The organism is Sphingobacterium bovisgrunnientis, assembly GCF_009829085.1.
GTDB classification, from domain to species: Bacteria; Bacteroidota; Bacteroidia; order Sphingobacteriales; family Sphingobacteriaceae; genus Sphingobacterium; species Sphingobacterium bovisgrunnientis.
The window spans coordinates 41,652-64,572 of the sequence record NZ_WUQY01000025.1; the positions used below are offsets into that span (position 1 = coordinate 41,652).

At 36.9% G+C, this 22,921-nt stretch carries 17 protein-coding genes and 2 tRNA genes; 13 read left to right on the plus strand and 6 right to left on the minus strand.

Annotated elements, in window-relative coordinates; translation table 11 throughout:
• Nucleotides 1-347 precede the first annotated feature (347 nt).
• Complete coding sequence (locus tag GOQ16_RS12250) at nt 348-1,298, plus strand: fasciclin domain-containing protein (protein ID WP_160069546.1); 951 nt, start codon at nt 348-350, stop codon at nt 1,296-1,298.
• A gap of 221 nt (nt 1,299-1,519) precedes the next feature.
• Here the strand turns inward: GOQ16_RS12250 and GOQ16_RS12255 are convergent, their stop codons facing one another.
• The gene (locus tag GOQ16_RS12255; protein ID WP_160069547.1) at nt 1,520-2,620 is read right to left on the minus strand and encodes an EamA family transporter; all 1,101 of its coding nucleotides are present in this window, start codon (nt 2,618-2,620) and stop codon (nt 1,520-1,522) included.
• Nucleotides 2,620-3,102 (minus strand): Lrp/AsnC family transcriptional regulator, encoded by a 483-nt coding sequence (locus GOQ16_RS12260; protein WP_149915684.1) that lies wholly within the window; start codon nt 3,100-3,102, stop codon nt 2,620-2,622. The genes GOQ16_RS12255 and GOQ16_RS12260 overlap by 1 nt, the downstream gene beginning before the upstream one ends.
• A 245-nt stretch (nt 3,103-3,347) precedes the next feature.
• Here GOQ16_RS12260 and GOQ16_RS12265 point away from each other — a divergent pair, with 245 nt between their 5' ends.
• Both GOQ16_RS12265 and GOQ16_RS12270 read left to right on the plus strand, forming a co-directional pair.
• The gene (locus tag GOQ16_RS12265; RefSeq protein ID WP_160069548.1) at nt 3,348-6,263 is read left to right on the plus strand and encodes an FAD-binding and (Fe-S)-binding domain-containing protein; all 2,916 of its coding nucleotides are present in this window, start codon (nt 3,348-3,350) and stop codon (nt 6,261-6,263) included.
• Between the two features lie 43 nt (nt 6,264-6,306).
• The gene (locus GOQ16_RS12270) at nt 6,307-6,933 is read left to right on the plus strand and encodes a hypothetical protein (RefSeq protein WP_160069549.1); all 627 of its coding nucleotides are present in this window, start codon (nt 6,307-6,309) and stop codon (nt 6,931-6,933) included.
• A 76-nt stretch (nt 6,934-7,009) separates the two neighbouring features.
• Here the strand turns inward: GOQ16_RS12270 and GOQ16_RS12275 are convergent, their stop codons facing one another.
• On the minus strand, nt 7,010-8,491 hold the full coding sequence (locus GOQ16_RS12275; protein WP_160069550.1) for an aminotransferase-like domain-containing protein: 1,482 nt from the start codon (nt 8,489-8,491) through the stop codon (nt 7,010-7,012).
• Between the two features lie 113 nt (nt 8,492-8,604).
• On the opposite strand from GOQ16_RS12275, the gene GOQ16_RS12280 reads away from it, so the two are divergent.
• Nucleotides 8,605-10,464 (plus strand): TonB-dependent receptor plug domain-containing protein, encoded by a 1,860-nt coding sequence (locus tag GOQ16_RS12280; RefSeq protein WP_160069551.1) that lies wholly within the window; start codon nt 8,605-8,607, stop codon nt 10,462-10,464.
• Between the two features lie 157 nt (nt 10,465-10,621).
• Here GOQ16_RS12280 and gap read toward each other — a convergent pair whose 3' ends face one another.
• The 3 genes from gap to pfkA are packed head-to-tail and all read right to left on the minus strand — an operon-like array spanning nt 10,622 to nt 13,468.
• Nucleotides 10,622-11,623, minus strand: coding sequence for a type I glyceraldehyde-3-phosphate dehydrogenase (gene gap / locus GOQ16_RS12285; RefSeq protein WP_149915689.1), 1,002 nt, complete (start codon nt 11,621-11,623; stop codon nt 10,622-10,624).
• Nucleotides 11,624-11,627: 4 nt separating this feature from the next.
• Entirely contained in the window at nt 11,628-12,476 is an 849-nt protein-coding gene (locus GOQ16_RS12290) for a hypothetical protein (protein WP_149915690.1), read from the minus strand.
• A gap of 8 nt (nt 12,477-12,484) precedes the next feature.
• Nucleotides 12,485-13,468: a 6-phosphofructokinase gene (gene pfkA, locus GOQ16_RS12295; RefSeq protein WP_149915691.1), complete on the minus strand. Its 984-nt coding sequence runs from the start codon at nt 13,466-13,468 to the stop codon at nt 12,485-12,487.
• Nucleotides 13,469-13,725: 257 nt separating this feature from the next.
• On the opposite strand from pfkA, the gene GOQ16_RS12300 reads away from it, so the two are divergent.
• The 9 genes from GOQ16_RS12300 to GOQ16_RS12340 all read left to right on the plus strand — a co-directional run bounded on the left by GOQ16_RS12300 (nt 13,726) and on the right by GOQ16_RS12340 (nt 22,921).
• The gene (locus GOQ16_RS12300) at nt 13,726-14,382 is read left to right on the plus strand and encodes an NUDIX hydrolase (protein ID WP_160069552.1); all 657 of its coding nucleotides are present in this window, start codon (nt 13,726-13,728) and stop codon (nt 14,380-14,382) included.
• A gap of 127 nt (nt 14,383-14,509) precedes the next feature.
• Complete coding sequence (locus GOQ16_RS12305) at nt 14,510-15,115, plus strand: TetR/AcrR family transcriptional regulator (protein ID WP_160069553.1); 606 nt, start codon at nt 14,510-14,512, stop codon at nt 15,113-15,115.
• A gap of 1 nt (nt 15,116) precedes the next feature.
• Nucleotides 15,117-16,460, plus strand: coding sequence for a TolC family protein (locus GOQ16_RS12310; RefSeq protein ID WP_160069554.1), 1,344 nt, complete (start codon nt 15,117-15,119; stop codon nt 16,458-16,460).
• Between the two features lie 21 nt (nt 16,461-16,481).
• Nucleotides 16,482-17,537, plus strand: coding sequence for an efflux RND transporter periplasmic adaptor subunit (locus GOQ16_RS12315; protein ID WP_149915695.1), 1,056 nt, complete (start codon nt 16,482-16,484; stop codon nt 17,535-17,537).
• Between the two features lie 22 nt (nt 17,538-17,559).
• On the plus strand, nt 17,560-20,766 hold the full coding sequence (locus GOQ16_RS12320; protein ID WP_160069555.1) for an efflux RND transporter permease subunit: 3,207 nt from the start codon (nt 17,560-17,562) through the stop codon (nt 20,764-20,766).
• Nucleotides 20,767-20,955: 189 nt separating this feature from the next.
• Nucleotides 20,956-21,029: transfer RNA gene (locus tag GOQ16_RS12325), tRNA-Arg, on the plus strand.
• Between the two features lie 74 nt (nt 21,030-21,103).
• A complete protein-coding gene (locus GOQ16_RS12330) occupies nt 21,104-21,679 on the plus strand; it encodes an adenylate kinase (RefSeq protein ID WP_149915697.1) in 576 nt (191 codons plus the stop codon).
• A 26-nt stretch (nt 21,680-21,705) separates the two neighbouring features.
• Nucleotides 21,706-22,707 (plus strand): GTPase ObgE, encoded by a 1,002-nt coding sequence (gene obgE, locus GOQ16_RS12335; protein ID WP_160069556.1) that lies wholly within the window; start codon nt 21,706-21,708, stop codon nt 22,705-22,707.
• Between the two features lie 142 nt (nt 22,708-22,849).
• Nucleotides 22,850-22,921, plus strand: a tRNA-Lys gene (locus tag GOQ16_RS12340).

The following is a 22,921-nucleotide window of genomic DNA, read 5'->3' on the forward strand; positions in this document are numbered from 1 at the left end:
TCTTAGGTTTTGTAATTCAATATAGTAAAAATTAACAGAGTTTTATAAAGGACTAAATTTAAAATTTATCAATTTATATGACTTGATTTGCAACAAAGGAATTGTAGTACTAGTATTATTTTTTGTTTCAAACTCTTTATAACAAAATAAAATTAATGCTTGTTTTTTAAAACAATATGTAAGATATAGTTTTTAATAATTTCATGGAAAAATTTGTATAAATACATTTTTAGTATAATTATATACCATATTACAATTTTTTGACAATTTATTTGTGTTTTTAAAAACTAAAATAATTTATAATTGTATAATATTATACTAATTTACTTTTATAAAACACATTTAATATGGAACTCAATTTATTAAATTTTTCAAAACGCTTTTTAGCAGTATCTATGGTTGGATTATCTTCATTTCTAGTTTCATGTTCGGATGATGAGATTATTGTTGAGGAGAATAGTTCAATTGTTGATGTAGTGGTTGGGTCTGCTAATTTCTCTACATTAGAATCAGCTGTAATAAAAGCTAATTTATCATCAGTTCTGAATGGAAATGGGCCATTTACAGTATTTGCGCCAGATAATGAAGCTTTTAACGCTTCTGGGGTTACCTCAAGTGTTATTCAGGATTTATCATCAGATCAGCTTAAAGAAATTTTATTGTATCATACTTTGAGCTCAAAAGTTAATTCTGCCAGTATTCAAACAGGATCGAATATCGCAGTAGAAACTGCTAATGGTGACGACGTGTACATCACAAAAAATAGTAATGGTGTATTTGTAAATGGCTGGAAAGTTAAACAAGCTGATATTATGGCGAGCAATGGGGTTATACATTCTCTAGAACGTGTGTTGATGCCTGCTGCAGGGAACTTAGTAGAAGTCGCGCAGGCAAACGCTAACCTTAGCTATTTGGTTGCAGCTGTTTTGAGGGCAAGTCAAGGCACAACAAATGTCGCACAAGTTTTAACATCAGCAGGACCATTTACTGTATTTGCTCCAACAAATCAAGCGTTCATTAATGCTGGATTTCCTACGATAGCAGCTATTGAGGCTGCTGATCCTAATACTTTAGCTAGTATTTTGACATATCATGTTCTGTCTGCGCGTGCTTTCTCCTCTGATCTTACGAATGGACAAAGTCTGACTACTGTCAATGGCGGTACATTATCTGTAGCATTGGGAACGACTGCCACAATTAAAGGTAAGGCAAATACGACTGCATCAGCAATTACATCAGTAAATATTATGGCAAGTAATGGTGTTGTTCATTTAATAGATCAGGTGTTACTACCTTAACAAGTAGTTTTTCATAATTTATAATAGTGCTTCAAGGCGAACAATTATTTGTTCGCCTTGTTATTTTTTAATCTATTGATGGTAAGCATAAAATTATATATTCAAAAGTTATTTGGACATAATTATATATCTACAAAAGAGATTTATGCCGCAATATCTAGTACAGTTTTATAAATGCTGGAGAGTTCAATGAAAAGCATTTCAATAAAAAAAAGCATTTCTTATGAAATGCTTTTCTCTTTTTTCTGTGCTTTTTCTTTCTCTTTTCGTTGAAAGTCTGCGACCTCTATAATTCGCGGAATACTGCTCTTTGGCGCCATATGGCGTAATTTTTTGAGTTTTTTGCGGTAGCGAATAGCCCTAAATGTTCGATTATCTTTGTACAAGTTCCAGTTCATCAGTAATACAGACACCAGCACAATGCCTAAACCTGCGATTTGAAGGATGGTGACTTGATGATCCGAGAAAAAGTAAACTAACGCTAGTGCTACTATTGGATTGACATAAGCATAAGTACTAACTTCTGTTGCTGGTCTTACTTGCAATAACCAAATATAGGAGCTAAATGCCAAAATTGATCCCATCAACACGAGATAAATCATAGCGCCCCAATCAGCGGAATGTACCTGTGTATAATCAAATGTGCTGTATTCGCCTTTTATGGATGCCACTAGCGTAAACGCAATACCTGCCGTCACCATTTGCCAAGCTGTTTTGACCATTACATTTAGTGATGGTTCTTTCTTTTGGTCGGCAGATCTTGGTTTTTGATTGTATTTAGAATACAAAGATCCAATCGTCCAACCAATCGTGCCAAGAACTAATACAACCATGGCTGTGATATTCTGAGATCGTTCTTCGGCAGGAATGGTGTTTGTCATTAGTTGTTCCGCAAAAAGCATAACTACCCCTGCGAAGCCGAAAGCGAGCCCCAATAATGTGGGTATACTAGAGAAATTTTCTTTCCATTTTGGCTTGTCCAAAACAATAAACCATATCGCAGTAGCGGCGGATAGGATAGATACAATGCCACTAGATATATATTGCTCTGACCAGATAATAGCTGCCATATCCACAAAAAGCAATAAGAATCCAATAAAAACGGCTTGCTTGATTTCAGCTCTGTTGAAAATCGTATAGCCTCGCAATTTGCAATAGCCCATCAAAAATGTACCAGCTATTATAAATCGTATAGATCCCAAGACAAATGGTGGAAAAGAGCGTAAAGCTTCCTCAATAAAGAAAAAAGTAGAACCCCATACGATATATACAATCGCGTAGGCTGCTATAATTTTGGCTAAGGATGCTTTTTTTTCTTCCATTATGCGTTTGGATTTGGAATAACTAATTTTTGTTCTTCTTTTACGGTTTCTAACACAATCGTGGTGCGTGTGGATATGATACCTTCGATTTTTCCCAACGTATTACGCATTAAATCCACTAAGCCAGCAGCGTCATTTGTGCGGACTTTAATTAGGTAACCATCATCACCTGCGATATCGTGTACTTCTTGTACTTCTGGAATTTCGGCTAAGGTGTAAGCGACACCTTGCTCGCCAATGATATCCGAAGTTTTGATAAAGATGAAAGAAAGTAAATTTTGATCTAATGCAGATGGGTTGATCTTTGCATTATACTGTAGAATAACTTCTTTTTGTTCTAATTTTTTAACACGCTCCAAAATAGCTGAAGGCGCCATGCCCAATTCGCGCGCAATATCCGCATTATTTGTACGGGCATTGTTTTGCATAATGCGCAATATTTGGTAATCAATGTTATCGAGTGAAATTTCTAATTTTCCCATAATTCTGCAAATTTACTAAATATCAGAATATAATTCAAATTATAATTTAAAATTAAGAATATAATTCAGTGGTAGGCGAAATGTTTTTATTGATCTGCAATAAGTAGTTGTATAATTGTCAATGCGTTTTTGTGCGTTATTTATAAATAAACACGAAAAAACATAAATATTTACATGCAAATACTATCAAAAATAACATACTTTATGTAGATTTGTTATGTTATTGCTCATTTTTTACCAAAAGTATGTTACTGTCTTTAGAAAAACTGAATACTGAATTAGAGGGGGAGTTGTATTTTCAAGAAAACAATCCTAAACACCAAACTATATTAGTGGCTTATTCAACAGATGCCTCTGTGTATCAAGAAAAACCATTAGCCGTAGCTATACCACATACCAAAACAGATTTGCTTAAATTAATTGCTTATGCAAATGCAAACCATATGACCTTGATTCCGCGTACTGCTGGAACTTCACTAGCGGGACAAGTGGTCGGAAAAGGCATTGTGGTGGATGTATCTAAGTTTTTCAACCAAATACTAGAAGTTAACAAAAAGGAACAATGGGCGCGCGTACAACCAGGCGTTATTCGTGATGATTTGAATGCTTACTTGAAAACTTTTGGATTAATGTTTGGTCCTGAAACTTCTACTGCAAATCGTGCAATGGTGGGGGGAATGATCGGCAATAACTCATCGGGTTTGCACTCAATTGTCTGGGGCGATACACGAGAAAATCTATTGGAAGCAAATGTTTTGTTGAATGATGGTACAGAGGTTATTTTCAGAGAGTTAAATCCTCAAGAATATTTTTCTAAGTTAGCTCAAAAAGATCGTGAAGGCGAAATTTATCGTCAACTGAACGACATCATCACTAACAAAGAAAATATTGAACTTATAAATTCGGGCTATCCAAAAAAAGATATTACCCGCCGAAATACAGGCTACGCGCTAGATTACTTGGTAGATACGAACCAACCCTTTAACCTGTGTAATTTGTTAGCTGGCTCGGAGGGGACAATTGGTATTGTCACGGAAGCCAAGATTCAATTAAGACCGTTACCGCCAAAAGAAATCGGCTTGTTGTGCGTGCATTTTGCAGATATGGTGGAATGTATGCACGGGAATGTTGTCGCATTATCGCATAATCCCGAAGCATCAGAATTGGTCGACAAATATATATTAGATTTTACTGTAGGACATCCAACCTATCAATATAACCGCTTTTTCATTCAAGGCGATCCGCAAGCGTTGTTAATCATAGAATTCAGAGCGGATTCTGAAGAAGAAATTATTCGTCTGGCTGATGCTCTGAAACAAGATCTAATCAGCAAAGGATTAGGCTATGCTTATCCATTGGTATTGGGTGCTACGCAATCGAATTTGGTATGGGATGTCCGTAAAGCTGGGCTTGGTCTGATACGTAATCTCCCTGGAGATGAGCAACCTGTCAATTTAATAGAGGATTGTGCGGTGTCTCCGTCGGATCTGCCAGCCTATGTCGCTGATGTACAGCAATTATTAAAGGACGAGGGTGTTCATGCTTCGTACTATGCGCATGCAGGAGCAGGCGAATTGCATATTGAGCCTTTTGTTAATCTAAAATCTCCAGAAGGTCGTCGTCAATTTCGCTCGATTTTGGAGAAAACAACAGATTTAGTGGTGAAATACAATGGTTCATTGAGTGGTGAGCATGGCGATGGACGTTTGCGCGGTGAATTCATCGGAAAAGTATTGGGTGAGAAGGTGTACGCCTTGTTGCAGGATGTGAAAAATATCTTCGACCCTAAAGGAATTTTCAACGCCAATAAGATTGTCAATACGCCACCAATGGACACGTCCTTGCGCTATGATAAAGTCGTGGATGGTAAAGAAATCAAAACATATTTTGATTTCACAAAAGATGAAAGCATTCTGCGTTTAGCAGAGAAGTGTTCGGGTTCTGGAGATTGTCGTAAGACTGAAATTTCAGGTGGTACAATGTGTCCTTCGTTCATGGCGACACGTAATGAGAAAGATACGACACGTGCACGTGCCAATATGTTGCGTCAGTTTTTGACAAATTCGACAAAACAAAATCGTTTTGATCACGAAGAGATAAAGGAAGTGATGGATTTGTGTTTGAGCTGTAAAGGTTGTAAAACAGAATGTCCTTCGAGTGTGGATGTTGCTAAGATGAAAGCGGAATTTCTACAGCATTATTACGATGCGAATGGCGCGCCGTTCCGTTCGAAAGTCATTGCTAATTTTACGAAATCCCAACAATTGGGCTCATTAGTATCACCTTTATACAACTTTTTCTCACAAAATAAATTTACGTCAGGTATCATCAAGCAAGTTGTTGGTTTTGCGCCTTATCGTTCATTGCCTGAAGTTTCGGGCACTACATTGAAACAGTGGTTGAAGAAACAAAATACACCGACATCTAAGCGCAAAGTGTATTTGTTCTGTGATGAATTTACGGATTATAACGACACTAGTATTGGACAAACAGCCTACAAGCTATTGACGGCTTTGGGTTATGAGGTTTTATTTGCACCACACAAAGAAAGTGGACGTACGTATTTATCAAAAGGTTTCGTGAAAGCCGCGAAAAAACTGGCAAACACGAATGTGTCGATGTTGAAAGATAAAATATCGGCAGAGACGCCACTTTTGGGCGTTGAGCCTTCAGCCATAATAACTTTCCGTGATGAGTATTTGACGTTGGTAGACGCAGATTTGAAAATTGATGCACAAAAAATTGCAGCTAATACTTTCATGGTAGATGAATTTTTAGCGCAAGAAATCGATAAAGGTCACATTCATGCGGAGCAATTTTCGGCAGAAAAGCAACATATAAAACTACATGGTCACTGTTACCAAAAGGCTTTTCATTTGGTTGGATATACCGAAAAGGTATTATCACTTCCTTCAAATTACACGGTGGAAGTAATTCCTTCGGGCTGTTGTGGTATGGCAGGATCATTCGGTTACGAGAAGGAGCATTATGATATTTCGATGAAAGTAGCGGAATTGGTATTGTTGCCAGCAGTTCGATCAGCGAATGCGGATACAATTATTGCGGCAGCAGGTACTTCGTGTCGTCACCAAATTAAAGATGGTGCAGCGCGTAAATCATATCATCCAGTTGAAATTTTATATAATGCTTTAATTAAATAAAACTTTATTGTAATTTGAATGCTTTAACTAGTAAAGTAAAACTATGAAAGCTATAAAATCCATATTTGCAACAGGCGTAATCACTGCTTTGATTTTATCGAGTTGTGGTAATTCCACTAATTCAGAGAAGTCTGGCAATACAGCCCCTTCTTTAGAGAAATTAACAAACGACAAGGCTGCAGTCAAGCAACAGTTGTTTTTACGTATTGTGGATGAGTCTCAAACAGATTCGTCACATGTGTATGTTGCAAAATCAGTTTTTGAGCAAGATACGGTAGGTTTGCAAGTCGAAGTTCTCAAAAATATCACACCAGGTGTGAATAGACAAGGTAGACCTGTAGAAGATGGATTTGTAAAAGGTGCGATCAAACTGTCTTCAATTGGCGCAGAATCGGATGCTTTAGTGAAATCTTTAGCAACAATATTTGGAGCGCAATCAGCTGGAGCTTTCGCGAGTTCAACCATCTTACCAACAGTATTTTCGTCGAACACAGTAGCTGTAGATTTAAGTACAAAGTCTACGTATAGCTTTAAATTATTCTTTGACAATGCTGTAGCTGAACCAGCTGAAGTGTTTGCAACACTGGATTTGTACAAAAGATCTTTTGAAATAGGTGAAAAGGACGCTTCGTATAGAGCTGGATTGCTTTCTGCATTAGAAGGAAAATAAAATATTTTAACTGTCTGCTATATTATAAAGTGATTTCGATTTTATTATGGAATCTATTTTGGATAGCAGACAGTTTTTACTTATATATATCTTCATAAATAGCTTTACTCAATAAGTTTATTGCTTCTTCCGCTTCAGTTTCTGTTAAATGTGCAAACCCCAAGCGCATTCCCGTTAAATTTTGATTTTGGTACAATAAATAATTTGGAAGAGTAAGGCCTTTCGATAGACAATATTTAGCAATAGATAATAATGGTATTTGCTTACTAAATTGAATCCAAAATGCCAATCCCATTTCTGGTTTTTCAAACTGAAGATTTTTTTCTAGATATTGTTCCAAGAGCAAAGAAAAATTATCCCGACGCTTATGGTATATTTTAGTCAATTTTTCGAGTTGTCGTAGTAGAAATCCTTCTTTGATGAATTCTGCTAATGTTTCGTCAATTAAGTAAGTTGATGTGGACTGACTTATTTTTTTAACTTTTGAAAGTTCCGTAATCAAATTTTCTGGTGCAATAACGAATCCGAGATCATAAGGATGTGGCAATAAATTCTTAAAAGAATTTACATAAATAACCCAACCTTGTGCATCTATACTTTTTAAGGTGTTTGGCGGCGTCTTTGTGTACACGAAATCCGTATTATTGTCATCTTCAATTATTGCAAATTGATATTGTTGAGACAAGGTCAGCAGCTTACTTTTATTGGTTTGTAATAGAGCAGTTGTCGTTGGGTATAGGCTATTTGTTTGAATGTAAAGTGCACGAATTGTCTCGTTTTGGAGAATCTCTTCCAAATGATGTATATCAATTCCTTGCGAATTTGTCTTGACTGTGATTAAGTCCACCGGTCTTTCCTTTAACTTCATATTGACTTCAAAATTGCCAAGTTGAGGGACAATAACTTTGTCGTTTGATCTAAGGAGAGTGTGAAAAATATTTTGAATAGACAGTTGATTATTCTGAAAAGTGACAATTTGATTTGTTTGAATGGCTAATCTTTTTGTAATATATAAGTAGTTTTGAATTTGATTTTTCAAACTCTTACTTTCTGTAAATAAATCTTTGTTTAGCTGTCTGGAAGTTCTTTTTTTGCTAGAAGCTGCACTGAAAATTTGATTTAAACTTTTCAAATTATTTAATCTATAATCCGGAGTTCCGTCGGTAAAATACAAATCCGTCTGTATGGATTGATAAGGTGAGTCCAACACATAATTTGTCTCTACAGGGAATGCAGTTTTTGTAGGAGTGTTGGTTGTTTCTATGAGTTGCTGTGTTTTAGATTTTATCTTTTTCGACGAAACAATAGCACCCTTTTGAGGTATAATATCTACCCAACCTTGAGCGGAAAGCTCTTCGTATGCAGCTACTGTAGTCTGGCGATGAACATACAGTTTTTCGCTTAGCGTCCGAGTTCCTGGAAGTTTTTCACCAGTTTTAATCGCTTTGGTATGAATGGCATTAATGATTCCCTGCGAAATTTGTAAATAAAGTGCTGTGGAATCTTGTTTATTTAATTTTATAAAAGTGAGTATACTTTGTAAAACTGGACTAATCATTATATTTAAACTGGACTAAGTTATTTGACTCGAAAGATAGCACTTTTGCAGCACTAAAAATAATTATTAGCTATATGCAAATGTATAAATCGAGTTTAATTCTTTGTAGCGTTTTGTTAGCACAAAGTTCCTTTGGTCAGGAAAATAAAGTTTTACGAACGGATTCTATTTCCGAAGTTGTAATAGCAGAAAATAGGCTACAAATTCCATTTAACGAAAGAAATAAGAATATAGAAATCATTACGAAAGAAGAAATTGCCAAACTTTCTGTGAAATCTGTAAATGAGGTGCTTGCCTATATGAATGGCGTGGATGTCCGCCAGCGTGGACCTTTTGGTACGCAGGCGGACATAAGTATTGACGGCGGAACATTTGAACAAGCCTTAATTTTGCTGAATGGCATAAAAATTTCTGATCCGCAGACTGGTCATCATACCATGAATATTCCGGTAGCCTTGGATGCTATCAAGCGCATTGAGGTATTGCGTGGACCTATGGCGCGTGTATATGGTATTAATGCGCTTACGGGCGCGATTAACATCGTGACGAAATCTTTCACGAATAATTCGCTGTCTGTACATTTACAAAGCGGTTCTTCTTTTGAAAATAAAGAAGAGGGGGATGGGACAGGGAAGTATTGGGGTGGAGGAGCTCAAGTCGTTGGTCAAGTCGGAAATGAGCAATTCCACAATCTGATTTCTTTCTCCACCCAAAAATCCAATGGACAGCGTTATAATAGTTCCACAGAAGATATACGTGCTTATTACCAAGGTGCATTTGAGGTAAATAAATCAAATTCATTAGATTGGTCAGCTGGTTATATTGCCAATGAATTTGGAGCAAATGGTTATTATGCTGCGCCAGGCGACAAGGAATCCTATGAATTGGTGAAGACTTTTATGGCTCATTTTTCCACAAAACATTATATAGGTGAGAAGTTTTACATCAGCCCACGCGTTTCTAATCGATATAACACAGACGATTACCGTTATTTCCGAAATGATCTGAGTAAAGCGCGCTCAGAACATAAGAACAACGCTTTGTCATTCGAGTTGAATAGTAGATTGACTACGGATATTGGTGATTTTGGACTAGGATTGGAAGTACGAGACGAGGATATTAAAAGTACGAATTTGGGGAATCACGATCGCGAAAATTTTGGTTCTTATTTAGAATACAGAACTACATTGCTTCCGAAAATTACGTTGCATTTGGGTACTTACAGTAATTATAACAGTCAGTATGGTTGGGAATTATTTCCGGGGGTAGATGTAGGTTATCAATTTGTTCCGAATTGGAAATTGAATGTAAATGTTGGCAAAAGTCAGCGTGTACCATCTTTTACGGATTTGTACCTCAAGCAACCAGCTAATATTGGGAATCCTGAATTACGATCGGAATATGCGTGGCAGTATGAGTCATCCTTACAAGGTAAAATAGGTGAAACGCAATTGGAAATACGTTACTTTTACCGTGATATTAATGATTTTGTAGACTGGACTAAGAATGCTGGAAATACTACTGATCCTACTGAAGTCAGTAAAATTCCATTTCAACCTTCAAATTTAGGAAATCAGAAGATGCATGGTGTCAGTGTTTCTGTAAGTCGTACGTATATTTTACAACAAGACAGAACACTTAAGTATAGTTTGGGTTACAATAATCTATCGCCGGAAGAGTTGACGTATCAAACTGGAATTATTTCGAAATATGTGCTAGAGAGTTTGAAACATCAAGCTTTGCTTCGAATAATCTATAGTGCGCCATATTGGGAGTTTAGTACGGGTAATCGTTGGATTAAACGGGAACTAAATGATCCCTATTTTGTATCGGATGTAAGATTAGGTTACAAGTTGAAGCAGTGGAACGTGTATACAGATATTACGAATATTGCAAATGCTTCATACCAAGAATCAGGAGCTGTTGTGATGCCGAAGCGATGGTTCACTTTGGGGCTTAGATACGCTTTATAGAGTCAAAATACCTATTCATTGGTATTATTTGCTTGTGGTTTTATTCGTAGGTTTGAATAGTTTAAAACGCTACTACCAATAAATTATAAGTTTAAATTATTTTAAACAAAAAAGCATCTGAATTTCAGATGCTTTTTGTATGTAAAGACTGGTTTACTTATTTAATAAATTTACCAACTTCTTGCGCTAAGTCAATGATTTTGTTTGAGTAACCCCATTCGTTGTCGTACCAAGATACTACTTTCACGAAGTTGTCATTCAATGAAATACCAGCTTGAGCATCAAAGATTGAAGTACGTGCATCACCTAAGAAATCTGAAGAAACAACTTCATCTTCTGTGTAACCCAAAATACCTGCTAATTCGCCTTCAGAAGCTTCTTTCATCGCTTTCTTAACGTCTTCATAAGAAGCGCCTTTTTCTAAACGAACTACTAAATCTACTACTGAAACGTCAGCTGTAGGTACGCGGAAAGACATACCAGTTAATTTACCTTTCAATTCTGGTAATACTAAACCTACTGCTTTAGCAGCACCTGTAGAAGAAGGGATAATGTTTTGGTAAGCACCACGTCCACCTCTCCAGTCTTTCACTGAAGGACCGTCTACCGTTTTTTGTGTAGCAGTTACTGCGTGAACAGTAGTCATCAAACCTTCAATGATACCGAATTTATCATTCAATACTTTAGCGATAGGCGCTAAACAGTTTGTAGTACATGAAGCGTTAGAAACGATATTTTGATCAGCAGTCAATTCTTTGTGGTTTACACCCATTACGAATGTAGGCGTATCATCTTTAGCTGGAGCTGACATGATAACTTTTTTCGCACCTGCATCAATGTGTTTTTGCGCAGTGTCTTGTGTTAAGAAAAGACCAGTAGATTCGATAACAACATCAGCACCTACTTCGTCCCATTTTAAGTTAGCTGGATCTTTTTCAGCAGTCACACGTATAGTATTACCGTTAACAACTAAGTTGCCATCTTTTACTTCTACAGTGCCATCAAATTTACCGTGTGTAGAATCATATTTCAACATGTAAGCCATGTAATCTGGTTCTACTAAATCGTTGATACCTACGATTTCGATATCAGCACGATTCACAGCAGCTCTGAAAGCTAAACGACCAATACGGCCAAATCCGTTAATTCCAATTTTCATTTTCTTAATTTTTATTAATGTAATATTTTATTAGATTTTGTATAGGTTCTTTATTTATTGTTTGAATATTTAAATGGTACTCTTTCGCAAATTCCATAAGCCACTCTTGGTAATTGTGGGCTACAGATCCCGTCAAACTTATCGGAGAATCAGGATATTGATCCAATAAAGGCAATATATAGGTAGTGATAAAGAGATCTATGCCGCGCTTAATGATGTTAGATAAGTACGTGTCATAGCGATTTTCATAGAAGAAATCCGCAAACGATGTCAGAAAAATATTCGGATTAGGGTTATTATACAGCTTTTCTAAAATGTACTTTCTATCCAAATTGTATTTATCATCTATTTTTTCGCGAAAACCTTGAGGCATTGCGTCTGTCAAATAATCGCGTAATACTTGTTGCGCGATCCAGTTTGTCGATCCTTCGTCAGCCAAAATATAACCCAATCCATAATTGTTGGGTATAATTTTTTTGCCTGTGTAGTACGCCGCATTTGATCCAGAACCCATAATTGCTACGATGCCTTTTTCATCGCCAAAAGTAGATAGGGCAGAGGCATCCAAGTCATGCGCTGCTTTTACTTTTGCATTTTTGAAAAAATTAGAAAAGACGCGAACTATCTTATCTTGTCGCTCTTTGGAAGATGCCCCAGCACCGAAAAAGAATATTTTTCGAATCTTTTCGGCGTTATAAAGCAAATCTGTGTTTTTATTCAACAATTGATTGATAAAATTTTCATCCTGAATATACGAGTTTATACCAGCAGTTCGAAAACCGTGTAACAGTCTTCCTTTTTCGGCAAGTCGCCAATCAGCATATCTCGATCCAGTGAAAATTACTAAAATCATATGGAATATTATTTGTTCATAATGTTTGCGATTTCTAACAATTCATCGTCCAATTTGAACTCTTTATTGTTTAACGCTTCTTCTAATGGAGTTATTATCATTTGGTTGCCACGGATACCAATAGTGCCACGCGTATTGCCTTTCAACAATTCATTTACAGCAGTATATCCCATGCGTGTAGCGAGTACTCTGTCGAAGCTCGATGGAGAACCTCCACGTTGCAAATGCCCTAAGATACTAACTTTTATGTCAAGATGATTAATTTTTTCTTTTACAATTTTTGCTACGTTGTATGCACCACCATTTTTATCACCTTCTGCGATGATGACGATCATAGATGTTTTTTGGCGTGCTTCCGCAAACTCCAATTCTTCTATTAGGTTGTCGATACCCGAATTTAATTCAGGCAGTAAGATGGATTCTGCTCCTCCACCTACACCGGCATTCAATGCAATACATCCCGAATCTCTACCCATTACTTCTACGAAGAAAACGCGATTGTGCGAGGACGCTGTGTCACGAATTTTGTCAATAGCCTCGATTACGGTATTATTTGCAGTATCGTATCCTAATGTATAATCTGTGCCGTATAGATCGTTATCAATAGTTCCTGGTATACACATTACAGGAATGTCAAATTCTTTAGAGAAAAAATCTGCACCAGTAAAAGTACCGTCACCGCCGATAGCCACCAAAGCATCTATTCCTTCTGCTTTAAGATTTTCGTAAGCCTTTTGTCTACCTTCTTTGGTCTTAAATTCTAAGCAACGAGCTGATTTTAATATTGTACCGCCCTTTTGTATGATTGAACTTACTGAGCGACGGTTCATGTCTACAAAAGAACCATCGATTAAGCCTTGATATCCATGATAAATTCCAGTAACAGCTATATTGTTATAAATAGCAGTTCTCACTACCGCTCTGATTGCGGCATTCATGCCAGGTGCGTCACCACCTGATGTAAAAACTCCAATTCTTTTAATATTTTTCAAAGTAATTTAGATTAAGTTCCCACGAATATAATGTGTATTTTTTACACTATTAAATATTTATGGATATTTTTTTGTTTGTTTGGCAATTTTTATTCATCTTGTCGCTGTTAATCAAGATTATCCTATGAAGAATATGTGTGATTAACTTTCACTGTATTATTTATTATACAGTATTTAGGAATTAAAATTTAATAATGTAAGTGAGTCGATTTCATATAAATCGCCATTTATAATTGTAATAATTAATAGGGCAAATCATGTTATCATTTTTTACAGTTGATTGTTTGATCTTCACTTTTCATGAAGGTAAATTGAAGGTCTTATTGAATGAAAGAAATGAATATCCTTACCGTGATTGGTGGGCTATGCCTGGTTATTTTGTGGACAAACAAGAAGAGATGGAACAGGCTGTAAATCGTATTGCTTACGAACATACGGGACTAAAAAACATCTACTTGGAGCAATTGGCTGCCATGGCAGGACTAAAACGTCACCCTGAAGGACGTATTCTTACCGTGGCGTATATGGCATTAGTTCGCTATGATGATGTCAAGAATAAGGTGAAGCCAGTCACAAATTACATGCGTCAAGCTAAATGGTTTGATGTGAATGATGTCCCAGAATTAGCTTTTGACCACAATGACATCCTAAGTTTGGGTCTTAAGAAACTGAAACGTAATTTGAATTACTCTACAGCACCATTCGAATTATTATCCGAAAAATTTACTTTAACACAGTTGCAACAAATATACGAAGCTATCTTAGGGGAGACGTTGGACAAACGTAACTTTAGAAAGCGTATGAGCAATTTGGGTTATCTCAAAGAATTAGAAGAATTTCAAACGGGCGTTTCCTATCGCGCTGCCAGATTATACAAACTGGATAAACGTAAATTCTTGAAACTGTTTACCTAACAGTTTATAAACTTAACAAAACTTTTTTGTCAAGGAATTGTATTTTTTTAATGCAATGCTACATTCTATTTAAACCTTTTGTATTTTTGAACATTCTTTTGTAAAAGTCAAAAGTTAAAAATATAAAATGGATAAAAGAAAAGAGGAAATTATTGAGGTTGCAATACGTCGTTTTTCGCATTATGGTTTTTCAAAAACTACCATGAATGAGATTGCGGATGACGTAAAAATCACAAAAGCGAATCTGTATTATTATTATCCTGACAAGATTGCTTTAATAAAAGATGTGATTTGCTCGATTTCAAATACGTTATTAGCAAAAGAACAGGAGATAGTTAAAAGTTACGATGGCGACCTTTTGGGTAGCTTATTTGCATTATTAGATTTTCGTGCAGAGCATATGCGTAAACATTACATGTTGTATATCAACGAGAATCTTGATTGGATAAGAGATGAATCATTTACAGAATTTATTGAGAAAATTGAATGTAGAGATTTGGAAGTTTTGCAATCGCTCATGAACAAAGCTGTCTTGGATGGAAGCTTAAAGATGGAAAATGTGGACGAGTCTACCGCTATCTTGCGCAGTGTAATAAAAGGCTTAGCGTTGAATCATACGGTAAGGGATATTGTTTGTGGAATTCCAAACATTGATAATATCAATAAAATATTAGATAGTCAGAAGAAGGCTGTCAATTTAATTTTTGAAGAACGAATTGTTACTAATATATAAAATGAAAAGGATCAGAATAATAGCTGTTTTATTAGCCGGTCTGTTCAGTGCTTCTTATGCAAGTGCGCAAGAGGTTTTGACTTTACAAGATGCTATAAAATATGCGTTGCAAAACAAAGCCGATGCTAAAAAATCAGCTTTGGAATTAGAGAATTCCGAATATTTGATTGATGAAGTGCGTGCTGGTGCATTACCGCAGGTCAATGCTAGCGGAACACTTACTTATAATCCATTATTACAAAAGAGCGCTTTACCAGCAGAAATTTTTGGAGGGGAGCCAGGTGAAACAATAATGGTAGCATTCGGTCAGAAATGGCAAACAAACGCTGCAGTATCTGTATCACAACAGATTTTTAACCAATCTTTATTCACAGGCTTAAAGGCCGCTAAATCTACTCGTGAGTTTTATCAGATAAATAATACGCTTACAGAAGAGAATCTTATCGAAAAGGTAGCGAATTCTTATTACCAAGTATTTCAGACACAATTGCAACTGAAAACATTAGATATAAACCTTGAAAGCACAAAGAAGACACGCGATGTAATTAAAGGTTTGGTAGATGCAGGTCTTGGTAAGAAAATTGATTTGGATCGTACTTCGGTAGCTGTAAACAATTTAGAATCACAAAGACAGCAAGTATTGAATGCATTAGAATTGCAAGAGAATGCGTTGAAATTTGCAATTGGTATGGAAATCACAAAGGATGTTGTGTTGCCAGAAGAGACTTTTGATATTTCGTTAGAGAAAATTTATGAGACTGCCGATGTAAATAGCCGTACTGAAATTGCACTTTTGAATAAACAAAGTGAATTATTAGAATTAAATCGTAAATCCATTGTTTCTAATTATTATCCTTCACTTTCTTTTACTGGTAATTTTGGCTATTTAGGTATGGGAAATATATTCCCGACTTTTGGTAAAGATGGATTCAAATGGTCTAATTTCTCGGGTATAGGATTGAATCTTTCTATTCCAATTTTTAATGGTGGTGCTACTAAATCTAGAATTAATCAAGCTAATATAGAAATCAGAAAAACTCAAGTAGAGATTGATGACGCCAAATTAGGACTTTCATTGGCAAATGAAAATGCGAAAACACAAATCAAGAATTCGCTTTTAACAATTAATACGAACAGAAGTAACGTAAATTTAGCTAAAGAAGTATTGGATAATACTAATAATAACTATAAAAATGGTTTAGCTACTTTGACAGAATTGCTTGATGCGGAGAATGCCTATGCAGATGCACAAAACAATTTAAATACTGCTTTATTGAATTATAAAGTAGCTGAAGTGCAGTTGATAAAATCAAACGGTCAATTAAAAACATTAATAAACGAATAAGACAATAATCTAAATAAGAATATGAAACGTGCTATAATTACGGTAATTATTATTGCTGCGGCTTTAGGAGGTATCTTTGTTATCTTAAATAAAAATAAAGCGAAAAACGAGGCTGTAACTGCAGAAGCAGCTAAAACAAATGCATATGTTGCGGTACGTATTGATACGGCTCGTTTGGATAATATCAATCTTGCCAATTCGGCGAATGGCACTTTCCAACCGAAGCAAGAAGTTACTGTGGGTGCAGAAGCTTCAGGCAGAGTTGTACGTGTGTTGGTAGACGAAGGTTCACGTGTGAGTGCTGGACAAACATTAGCGGTAATCGAAGGTGATAAGTTGAATGTAAATGTGTCTAATGCACAGGCAAACTATGATAATGCACAACAAAATCTTCAACGTTTTGAGAGTGCGTACAAAACTGGTGGTGTGACACAACAACAATTGGATCAAGCGAGATTACAATTTGAAACGGCTAAGAACAATTTGCAAAGTTCAAAGTTGACAGCTGGTGATGTAACCATCAAAACTTCGGTAGCAGGTATTGTAAATTCTCGCAAAATCGAGCCAGGTACTTATGTTAGTCCAGGAACTCCAGCTTTTGAAATTGTAAATGTCAGCACGTTAAAATTGCGTGTAAATGTGGATGAGAAAAACGTAGCTGCATTACGCGTTGGTCAGTCTGTTGATATTACAGCTTCAGTATATACAGATAAAACCTATACGGGTAAAATCACATTCATTGCACCTAAATCGGATGGTAGCTTAAATTTCCCTGTTGAAATTGAATTACCAAATGCAGGTGGAGAATTGCGTGCAGGTATGTATGGTACTGCAACTTTTGGTGGTAGTACTTCCGCTAGCACTTTAGTTATTCCTCGTTCTGCTTTTGTTGGTTCAGTGAGTGATAATAGAGTTTTCGTTGCGAAGAATGGCAAAGCTATCGAGACAAAAGTTGTTTCTGGTAGAAACTTTGGTGATAATATCGAAGTGTTGAGCGGACTGAATGCTGGTGATCAAGTAATTATTTCTGGACAAATTAATTTGTTGGATCAAACTGCAATCGAAATTATTAAGTAATTAGATTGAGTAAATAGTAGTTATGAAAATATCTGAAATATCGATAAAACGACCTAGTATCATTTTGGTGTTATTCATCATCTTGACGCTAGGTGGTATATTCTCGTACTCGCAGATGGGGTATGAGTTGATTCCTAAGTTCGAAGTAAACGTGATTACCGTACAGACGGTGTATCCTGGTGCTTCACCTACGGAAGTAGAAAATACGGTAACGAAAAAAATCGAAGATGCAGTTGCGTCTTTGGAGATGGTAAAGAAGATCGAGTCTACTTCGATGGAAAACGTTTCTGTCGTGATGATTACGCTGAATAATGGTGCGGATGTCAACTTCTTGTTGACCGATGCACAGCGGAAGATCAATTCGATATTGAACGACTTACCAGACGATGTGAATGCACCATCCCTGAATAAATTCTCTTTGGATGATGTGGCTATCATGAGTTTGGCGGTGACATCCAATTTATCAGAGAAAGAACTTTACGACTTATTGGATTCTAAAATTCAACCTGTATTTGCGCGTGTAAACGGTGTGGCTAAGGTGGATATGATTGGTGGTGAGGAACGTGAAATTCAGGTAAAAGTAGATCCGGCGAAAATCGAAGGTTATGGGCTTTCATTATCAGCAGTTCAGCAAGCTATTGCTTCCTCAAACTTGGATTTTCCTACAGGTAATGTTGCTTCACAACAGAATAGAACAACTATTCGTCTTGCAGGTAAAGTAACAACTATTGATGAGTTGCGTAATTTACCATTGACTACACCAGCCGGTATAACAATATTCCTGCGTGATATCGCAGATATTCAGGATGGAGTAGCAGAAATTGAGAAGATTGCTCGTGTTGATCGTAAAAACACAATTATGTTGCAGGTTTTCAAGCAGTCTGATGCAAATGCTGTAGCGGTATCTGAATTAGTTCGTAAAACAATTGCTGATGTGGATAAAGATGGAAATGTCATCAGTGGTATAGAGAAAGATTATGCCGCGCAAGGAATTAAAATCGATGTAGCGAATGACTCTTCTGAATTTACGTTGAAAGCTGCGGGTAACGTAATCTTTGACTTGGTATTGGCAATTGTGTTGGTAGGACTTATCATGTTGTTCTTCTTACACTCCTTGCGTAATGCTGCGATTACAATGGTTGCTATTCCATTATCACTGATCGGTACTTTCATTGGTTTGTACTTGATGGGTTATACACTGAATTTGATGTCTCTATTAGGGCTTTCATTGGTAGTAGGTATCTTGGTGGATGATGCGATTGTTGTTATTGAGAATATTCACCGTCATATGGAGATGGGTAAAAGTAAGGTTCGTGCAGCTTATGATGGAGCAGCAGAAATCGGCTTTACAGTTGTTGCGATTACATTGGTAATTGTGGTTGTATTCTTACCTATTGCGATGTCAACAGGTTTGGTAGCTAATATCTTGGCTCAATTCTGTGTGACTGTAATTATTTCGACCATGTTATCACTATTGGTTTCCTTTACATTGGTTCCTTGGTTGTATTCTCGTTTCGGAAAATTAGAACATATCAATAAGTATTCATTTTTCGGTAAAATCATTCACGGTTTTGAGTCTGGATTAGATGCTTTCACGCATAAGATTTCAGATATCTTGAGATGGTCTTTGCGTAGTAGATTGAATAAGTTTTTAACCTTATTGGTTTCAGTTGTACTTTTCGCGGGATCTATATCGTTAGCTGTAATGGGTTATATCGGTTCCGACTTCTTCCCATCTTCGGATAGAGGAGAGTTCATGTTGCAATTTGAATTAGAAAAAGATGCGACATTGGAACGTACGAATGCATTGGTTCGTCAAGCGGAAGATATTTTAGCGAACAAAGCAGAAATCAAAAAAACGATTACGACTGTCGGTCAATCTTCGGACGGTGGTATGAGCGCGGCTACGGGATCACGTTATAAAGCTGAGATTCACGTTATCATGACGGATGAGGCGAAGAAAGTAACCGATTCGAAAGTGTTCGCTGTAAAATTGCGTAATGAATTGTTGCCAATTTTGATTGGTTCTAAAATTGTCAGTGTGCCAATGGGAATTATGGGCCCTGAGCAAGCACCATTGAAATTAACGATTATTGGTTCTTCGATCGAAGATGCACAAGAATTTGCCTTGCAGGCAGCTGATTTGTTGAGACAAGTGCCAGGAAGTAGAGATGTGAAGTTGACTTCTGAATCTGGTAACCCCGAAATCAGTGTGCAAGTAGACCGTGAGAAAATGACTTCTCTTGGATTGAACGTAGCGTCTGTAGGTATGACAATGCAAACGGCATTCTCGGGTAATACAGATAACAAATTCCGTGCAGGTGATAACGAATACGACATCAATATTCAATTTGATGACAAGGGGCGTTCGAGTTTAGATGACGTTAAGAAATTGAAATTTATAAACAATTCGGGGCAATCTATTTCTTTGGATCAGTTTGCAACGGTTGAATACAGTTCAGGGCCTACATTATTGGAGCGTCGTGACAAATCTCCAGCGGTATCAGTGCAAGGTGGTGTGATTGGTCGTCCTACAGGTACAATCGCTGCAGAGTGGGAAGCGAAGTTTTCAGAATTGCCACGTAAAGCAGGTGTAACGTATGTGTGGGGTGGTAATATGGAGAATCAGTCTGAAGGTTTTGGTACATTAGGGGTAGCTTTAATTGCTTCTATCTTATTGGTATATTTGGTGATGGTTGCTTTATACGACAATTTTGCAACGCCATTTGTGGTATTATTCTCAATTCCATTGTCATTTATCGGTGCATTATTATTCTTGGCATTGACCAATCAATCCTTAAACATCTTTACCATTTTAGGTATTATCATGTTGATTGGTTTGGTGGCGAAGAATGCGATCATGCTTGTCGACTTTGCAAATCACCGTAAAGAAGATGGTTACAATACGCACGATGCTTTAGTTGCTGCTAACCACGCACGTCTTCGTCCAATTTTGATGACAACAATTGCGATGGTATTTGGTATGATTCCTATTGCGATGGCTACAGGTGATGGTGCTGATATGAATAGAGGTCTTGCTATCGTTATTATCGGTGGATTGTTGTCTTCGATGTTCTTGACATTAGTAGTTGTACCTGTTGTGTATTCTATTATGGACGGTTTACAACGTCGTTTTAGCAAAGGAGAAAAAATCAATTACGCAGAAGCTATGGTTGCGGATTACGTGCCAAATGAGCATTATGTTGATGAATCTCAAATAAAACACTAATAATTGGATAATAAATCATTAAAAAGGAGGAATTTACCCTCCTTTTTTTATTGCTGAAAGTCACGGAGTTAGTTTGTAAATAAAAATTTATTGCTATATTCAGCCATAAAAAATTTGGTATTAACGGCTTTTTAGCTATATTTGCATCACCAAAACGGATAAGGTTATACCGCAAAAGTGATGGTTCAAGCATTCCTAGCTCAATTGGATAGAGCGTCTGACTACGGATCAGAAGGTTAGGGGTTCGACTCCCTTGGAGTGCACTTAGTTAACTGAAAGCCTAATTCACATAAGGATTAGGCTTTTTATTTTGTCACAAAATAAACATAATCAAACTATGCTAAACCTTGTATTATTCGGTCCTCCAGGAGCAGGAAAAGGTACTCAATCAGAAAAACTTATTGCTAAATACAATTTGGTACATATTTCTACAGGAGATATTTTTCGTGCACATATCAAGGATCAAACGGAATTAGGTAAACAAGTAAGCCAAATCATTGCAGATGGTAATTTGGTTCCTGATTCGATCACTATTGCGATGTTGGAAGAAGAAATCAAAAAGAACCCGTTGGCAACAGGTTTTATTTTCGATGGTTTCCCACGTACAGTAGCACAAGCAGAAGCATTAGACGCATTTTTGGACAGCATAGATACTTCAATTTCCGGTGTGGTGGCTTTGGATGTGACAGAGGAAGAGTTGACGCAACGTATCGCTAAACGCCAAGAGATCTCAGGTCGTGCGGATGATGCAGCTGATAAATTGCAAAAACGTATTGAAGAGTATTTCAGTAAAACTATTCACGTATTACCATATTACGAAGCGCAAGGTAAATTAACGAAAGTAAATGGTATTGGTGAGATCGAAACTATCTTCGCTGAATTGTCAGCAGTAATCGATAGTTACCAAGCATAAAAAAAATAAATAAGTAATAATACAATATGGCTCAAGGTTCAAATTTTGTTGATTATGTAAAGGTGTGTTGTCGTTCGGGGCATGGTGGGGCAGGTTCTTCACATTTGCATCGCGATAAAACTACCATGAAAGGTGGGCCAGACGGTGGTGACGGAGGTCGAGGTGGACATATTATCCTAAAAGGTTCTTCGCAGCACTGGACATTATTACACTTAAAGTTTAGAAAACATATTATTGCTGCCAATGGGGAGCGCGGTGGATCGGCATTGCGTACAGGTGCTACGGGCAAAGACGAAATCTTGGAAGTGCCTCTAGGAACAGTAGCAAAAGATGCCGAAACAGGTGAAGTAATTTTTGAAATCACCGAAGATGGCGAAACGAAAATCTTAACACCAGGTGGTAAAGGTGGTTTGGGAAATAACAATTTCAAATCTGCTACACAGCAAACACCTCGTTTTGCACAGCCGGGTATGCCTGGGCAAGAGCAATGGGTGGTGTTAGAGTTAAAAGTATTGGCGGATGTAGGTTTGGTTGGATTCCCGAATGCGGGTAAGTCTACTTTGCTATCTGTCGTGTCGGCAGCTAAGCCAGAGATTGCAAACTATCCGTTTACGACGCTTGTACCGAATTTGGGTATTGTAGGCTACCGTGACAACAAATCTTTCGTGATGGCGGATATTCCGGGTATTATCGAAGGTGCATCTCAGGGCAAAGGATTAGGTTATCGTTTCTTAAGACATATTGAGCGCAATTCGGTGCTATTATTTATGGTGCCTGCAGATACAGATCGTACGATTGAGGAAGAATACAATATTTTGTTGAATGAATTGAAGGAGTACAACCCTGAAATGTTAGCAAAACCACGTTTGTTGGCGATAACAAAATCGGATATGTTGGATGAAGAATTGGAAGAAGAAATGAAGGCGCAATTGCCGGAGGCTATTCCCTATATCTTTATCTCATCAGTTGCAGGTAAGAATATCACCCAACTGAAAGATATGCTTTGGAAAGCTATCAACGAGCAGTAAAAAAGATGCAAATTTACTGCTTTAAGAATCAGTAAGTTTGCTTTAAAATACCAGAAAAAATGCAAAATAGTTTGCAGAAACGCTCAAAATAGCTATCTTTGCATCACTTCAAACAACGAAGGAAACTTCAAATAAGAAGTAAGATTCCGTAGCTCAGCTGGTAGAGCAATACACTTTTAATGTATGGGTCCTGGGTTCGAATCCCAGCGGGATC

What these genes read in the sequence shown, in the direction of transcription:
- GOQ16_RS12250 (WP_160069546.1), top strand. Translation starts at nt 348, where the DNA reads ATGGAACTCAATTTATTAAATTTTTCAAAACGCTTTTTAGCAGTATCT.
- GOQ16_RS12255 (WP_160069547.1), bottom strand. Translation starts at nt 2,620, where the DNA reads ATGGAAGAAAAAAAAGCATCCTTAGCCAAAATTATAGCAGCCTACGCG.
- GOQ16_RS12260 (WP_149915684.1), bottom strand. Translation starts at nt 3,102, where the DNA reads ATGGGAAAATTAGAAATTTCACTCGATAACATTGATTACCAAATATTG.
- GOQ16_RS12265 (WP_160069548.1), top strand. Translation starts at nt 3,348, where the DNA reads ATGTTACTGTCTTTAGAAAAACTGAATACTGAATTAGAGGGGGAGTTG.
- GOQ16_RS12270 (WP_160069549.1), top strand. Translation starts at nt 6,307, where the DNA reads ATGAAAGCTATAAAATCCATATTTGCAACAGGCGTAATCACTGCTTTG.
- GOQ16_RS12275 (WP_160069550.1), bottom strand. Translation starts at nt 8,491, where the DNA reads ATGATTAGTCCAGTTTTACAAAGTATACTCACTTTTATAAAATTAAAT.
- gap (WP_149915689.1), bottom strand. Translation starts at nt 11,623, where the DNA reads ATGAAAATTGGAATTAACGGATTTGGCCGTATTGGTCGTTTAGCTTTC.
- GOQ16_RS12290 (WP_149915690.1), bottom strand. Translation starts at nt 12,476, where the DNA reads ATGATTTTAGTAATTTTCACTGGATCGAGATATGCTGATTGGCGACTT.
- GOQ16_RS12300 (WP_160069552.1), top strand. Translation starts at nt 13,726, where the DNA reads ATGTTATCATTTTTTACAGTTGATTGTTTGATCTTCACTTTTCATGAA.
- GOQ16_RS12305 (WP_160069553.1), top strand. Translation starts at nt 14,510, where the DNA reads ATGGATAAAAGAAAAGAGGAAATTATTGAGGTTGCAATACGTCGTTTT.
- GOQ16_RS12310 (WP_160069554.1), top strand. Translation starts at nt 15,117, where the DNA reads ATGAAAAGGATCAGAATAATAGCTGTTTTATTAGCCGGTCTGTTCAGT.
- GOQ16_RS12315 (WP_149915695.1), top strand. Translation starts at nt 16,482, where the DNA reads ATGAAACGTGCTATAATTACGGTAATTATTATTGCTGCGGCTTTAGGA.
- GOQ16_RS12320 (WP_160069555.1), top strand. Translation starts at nt 17,560, where the DNA reads ATGAAAATATCTGAAATATCGATAAAACGACCTAGTATCATTTTGGTG.
- GOQ16_RS12330 (WP_149915697.1), top strand. Translation starts at nt 21,104, where the DNA reads ATGCTAAACCTTGTATTATTCGGTCCTCCAGGAGCAGGAAAAGGTACT.
- obgE (WP_160069556.1), top strand. Translation starts at nt 21,706, where the DNA reads ATGGCTCAAGGTTCAAATTTTGTTGATTATGTAAAGGTGTGTTGTCGT.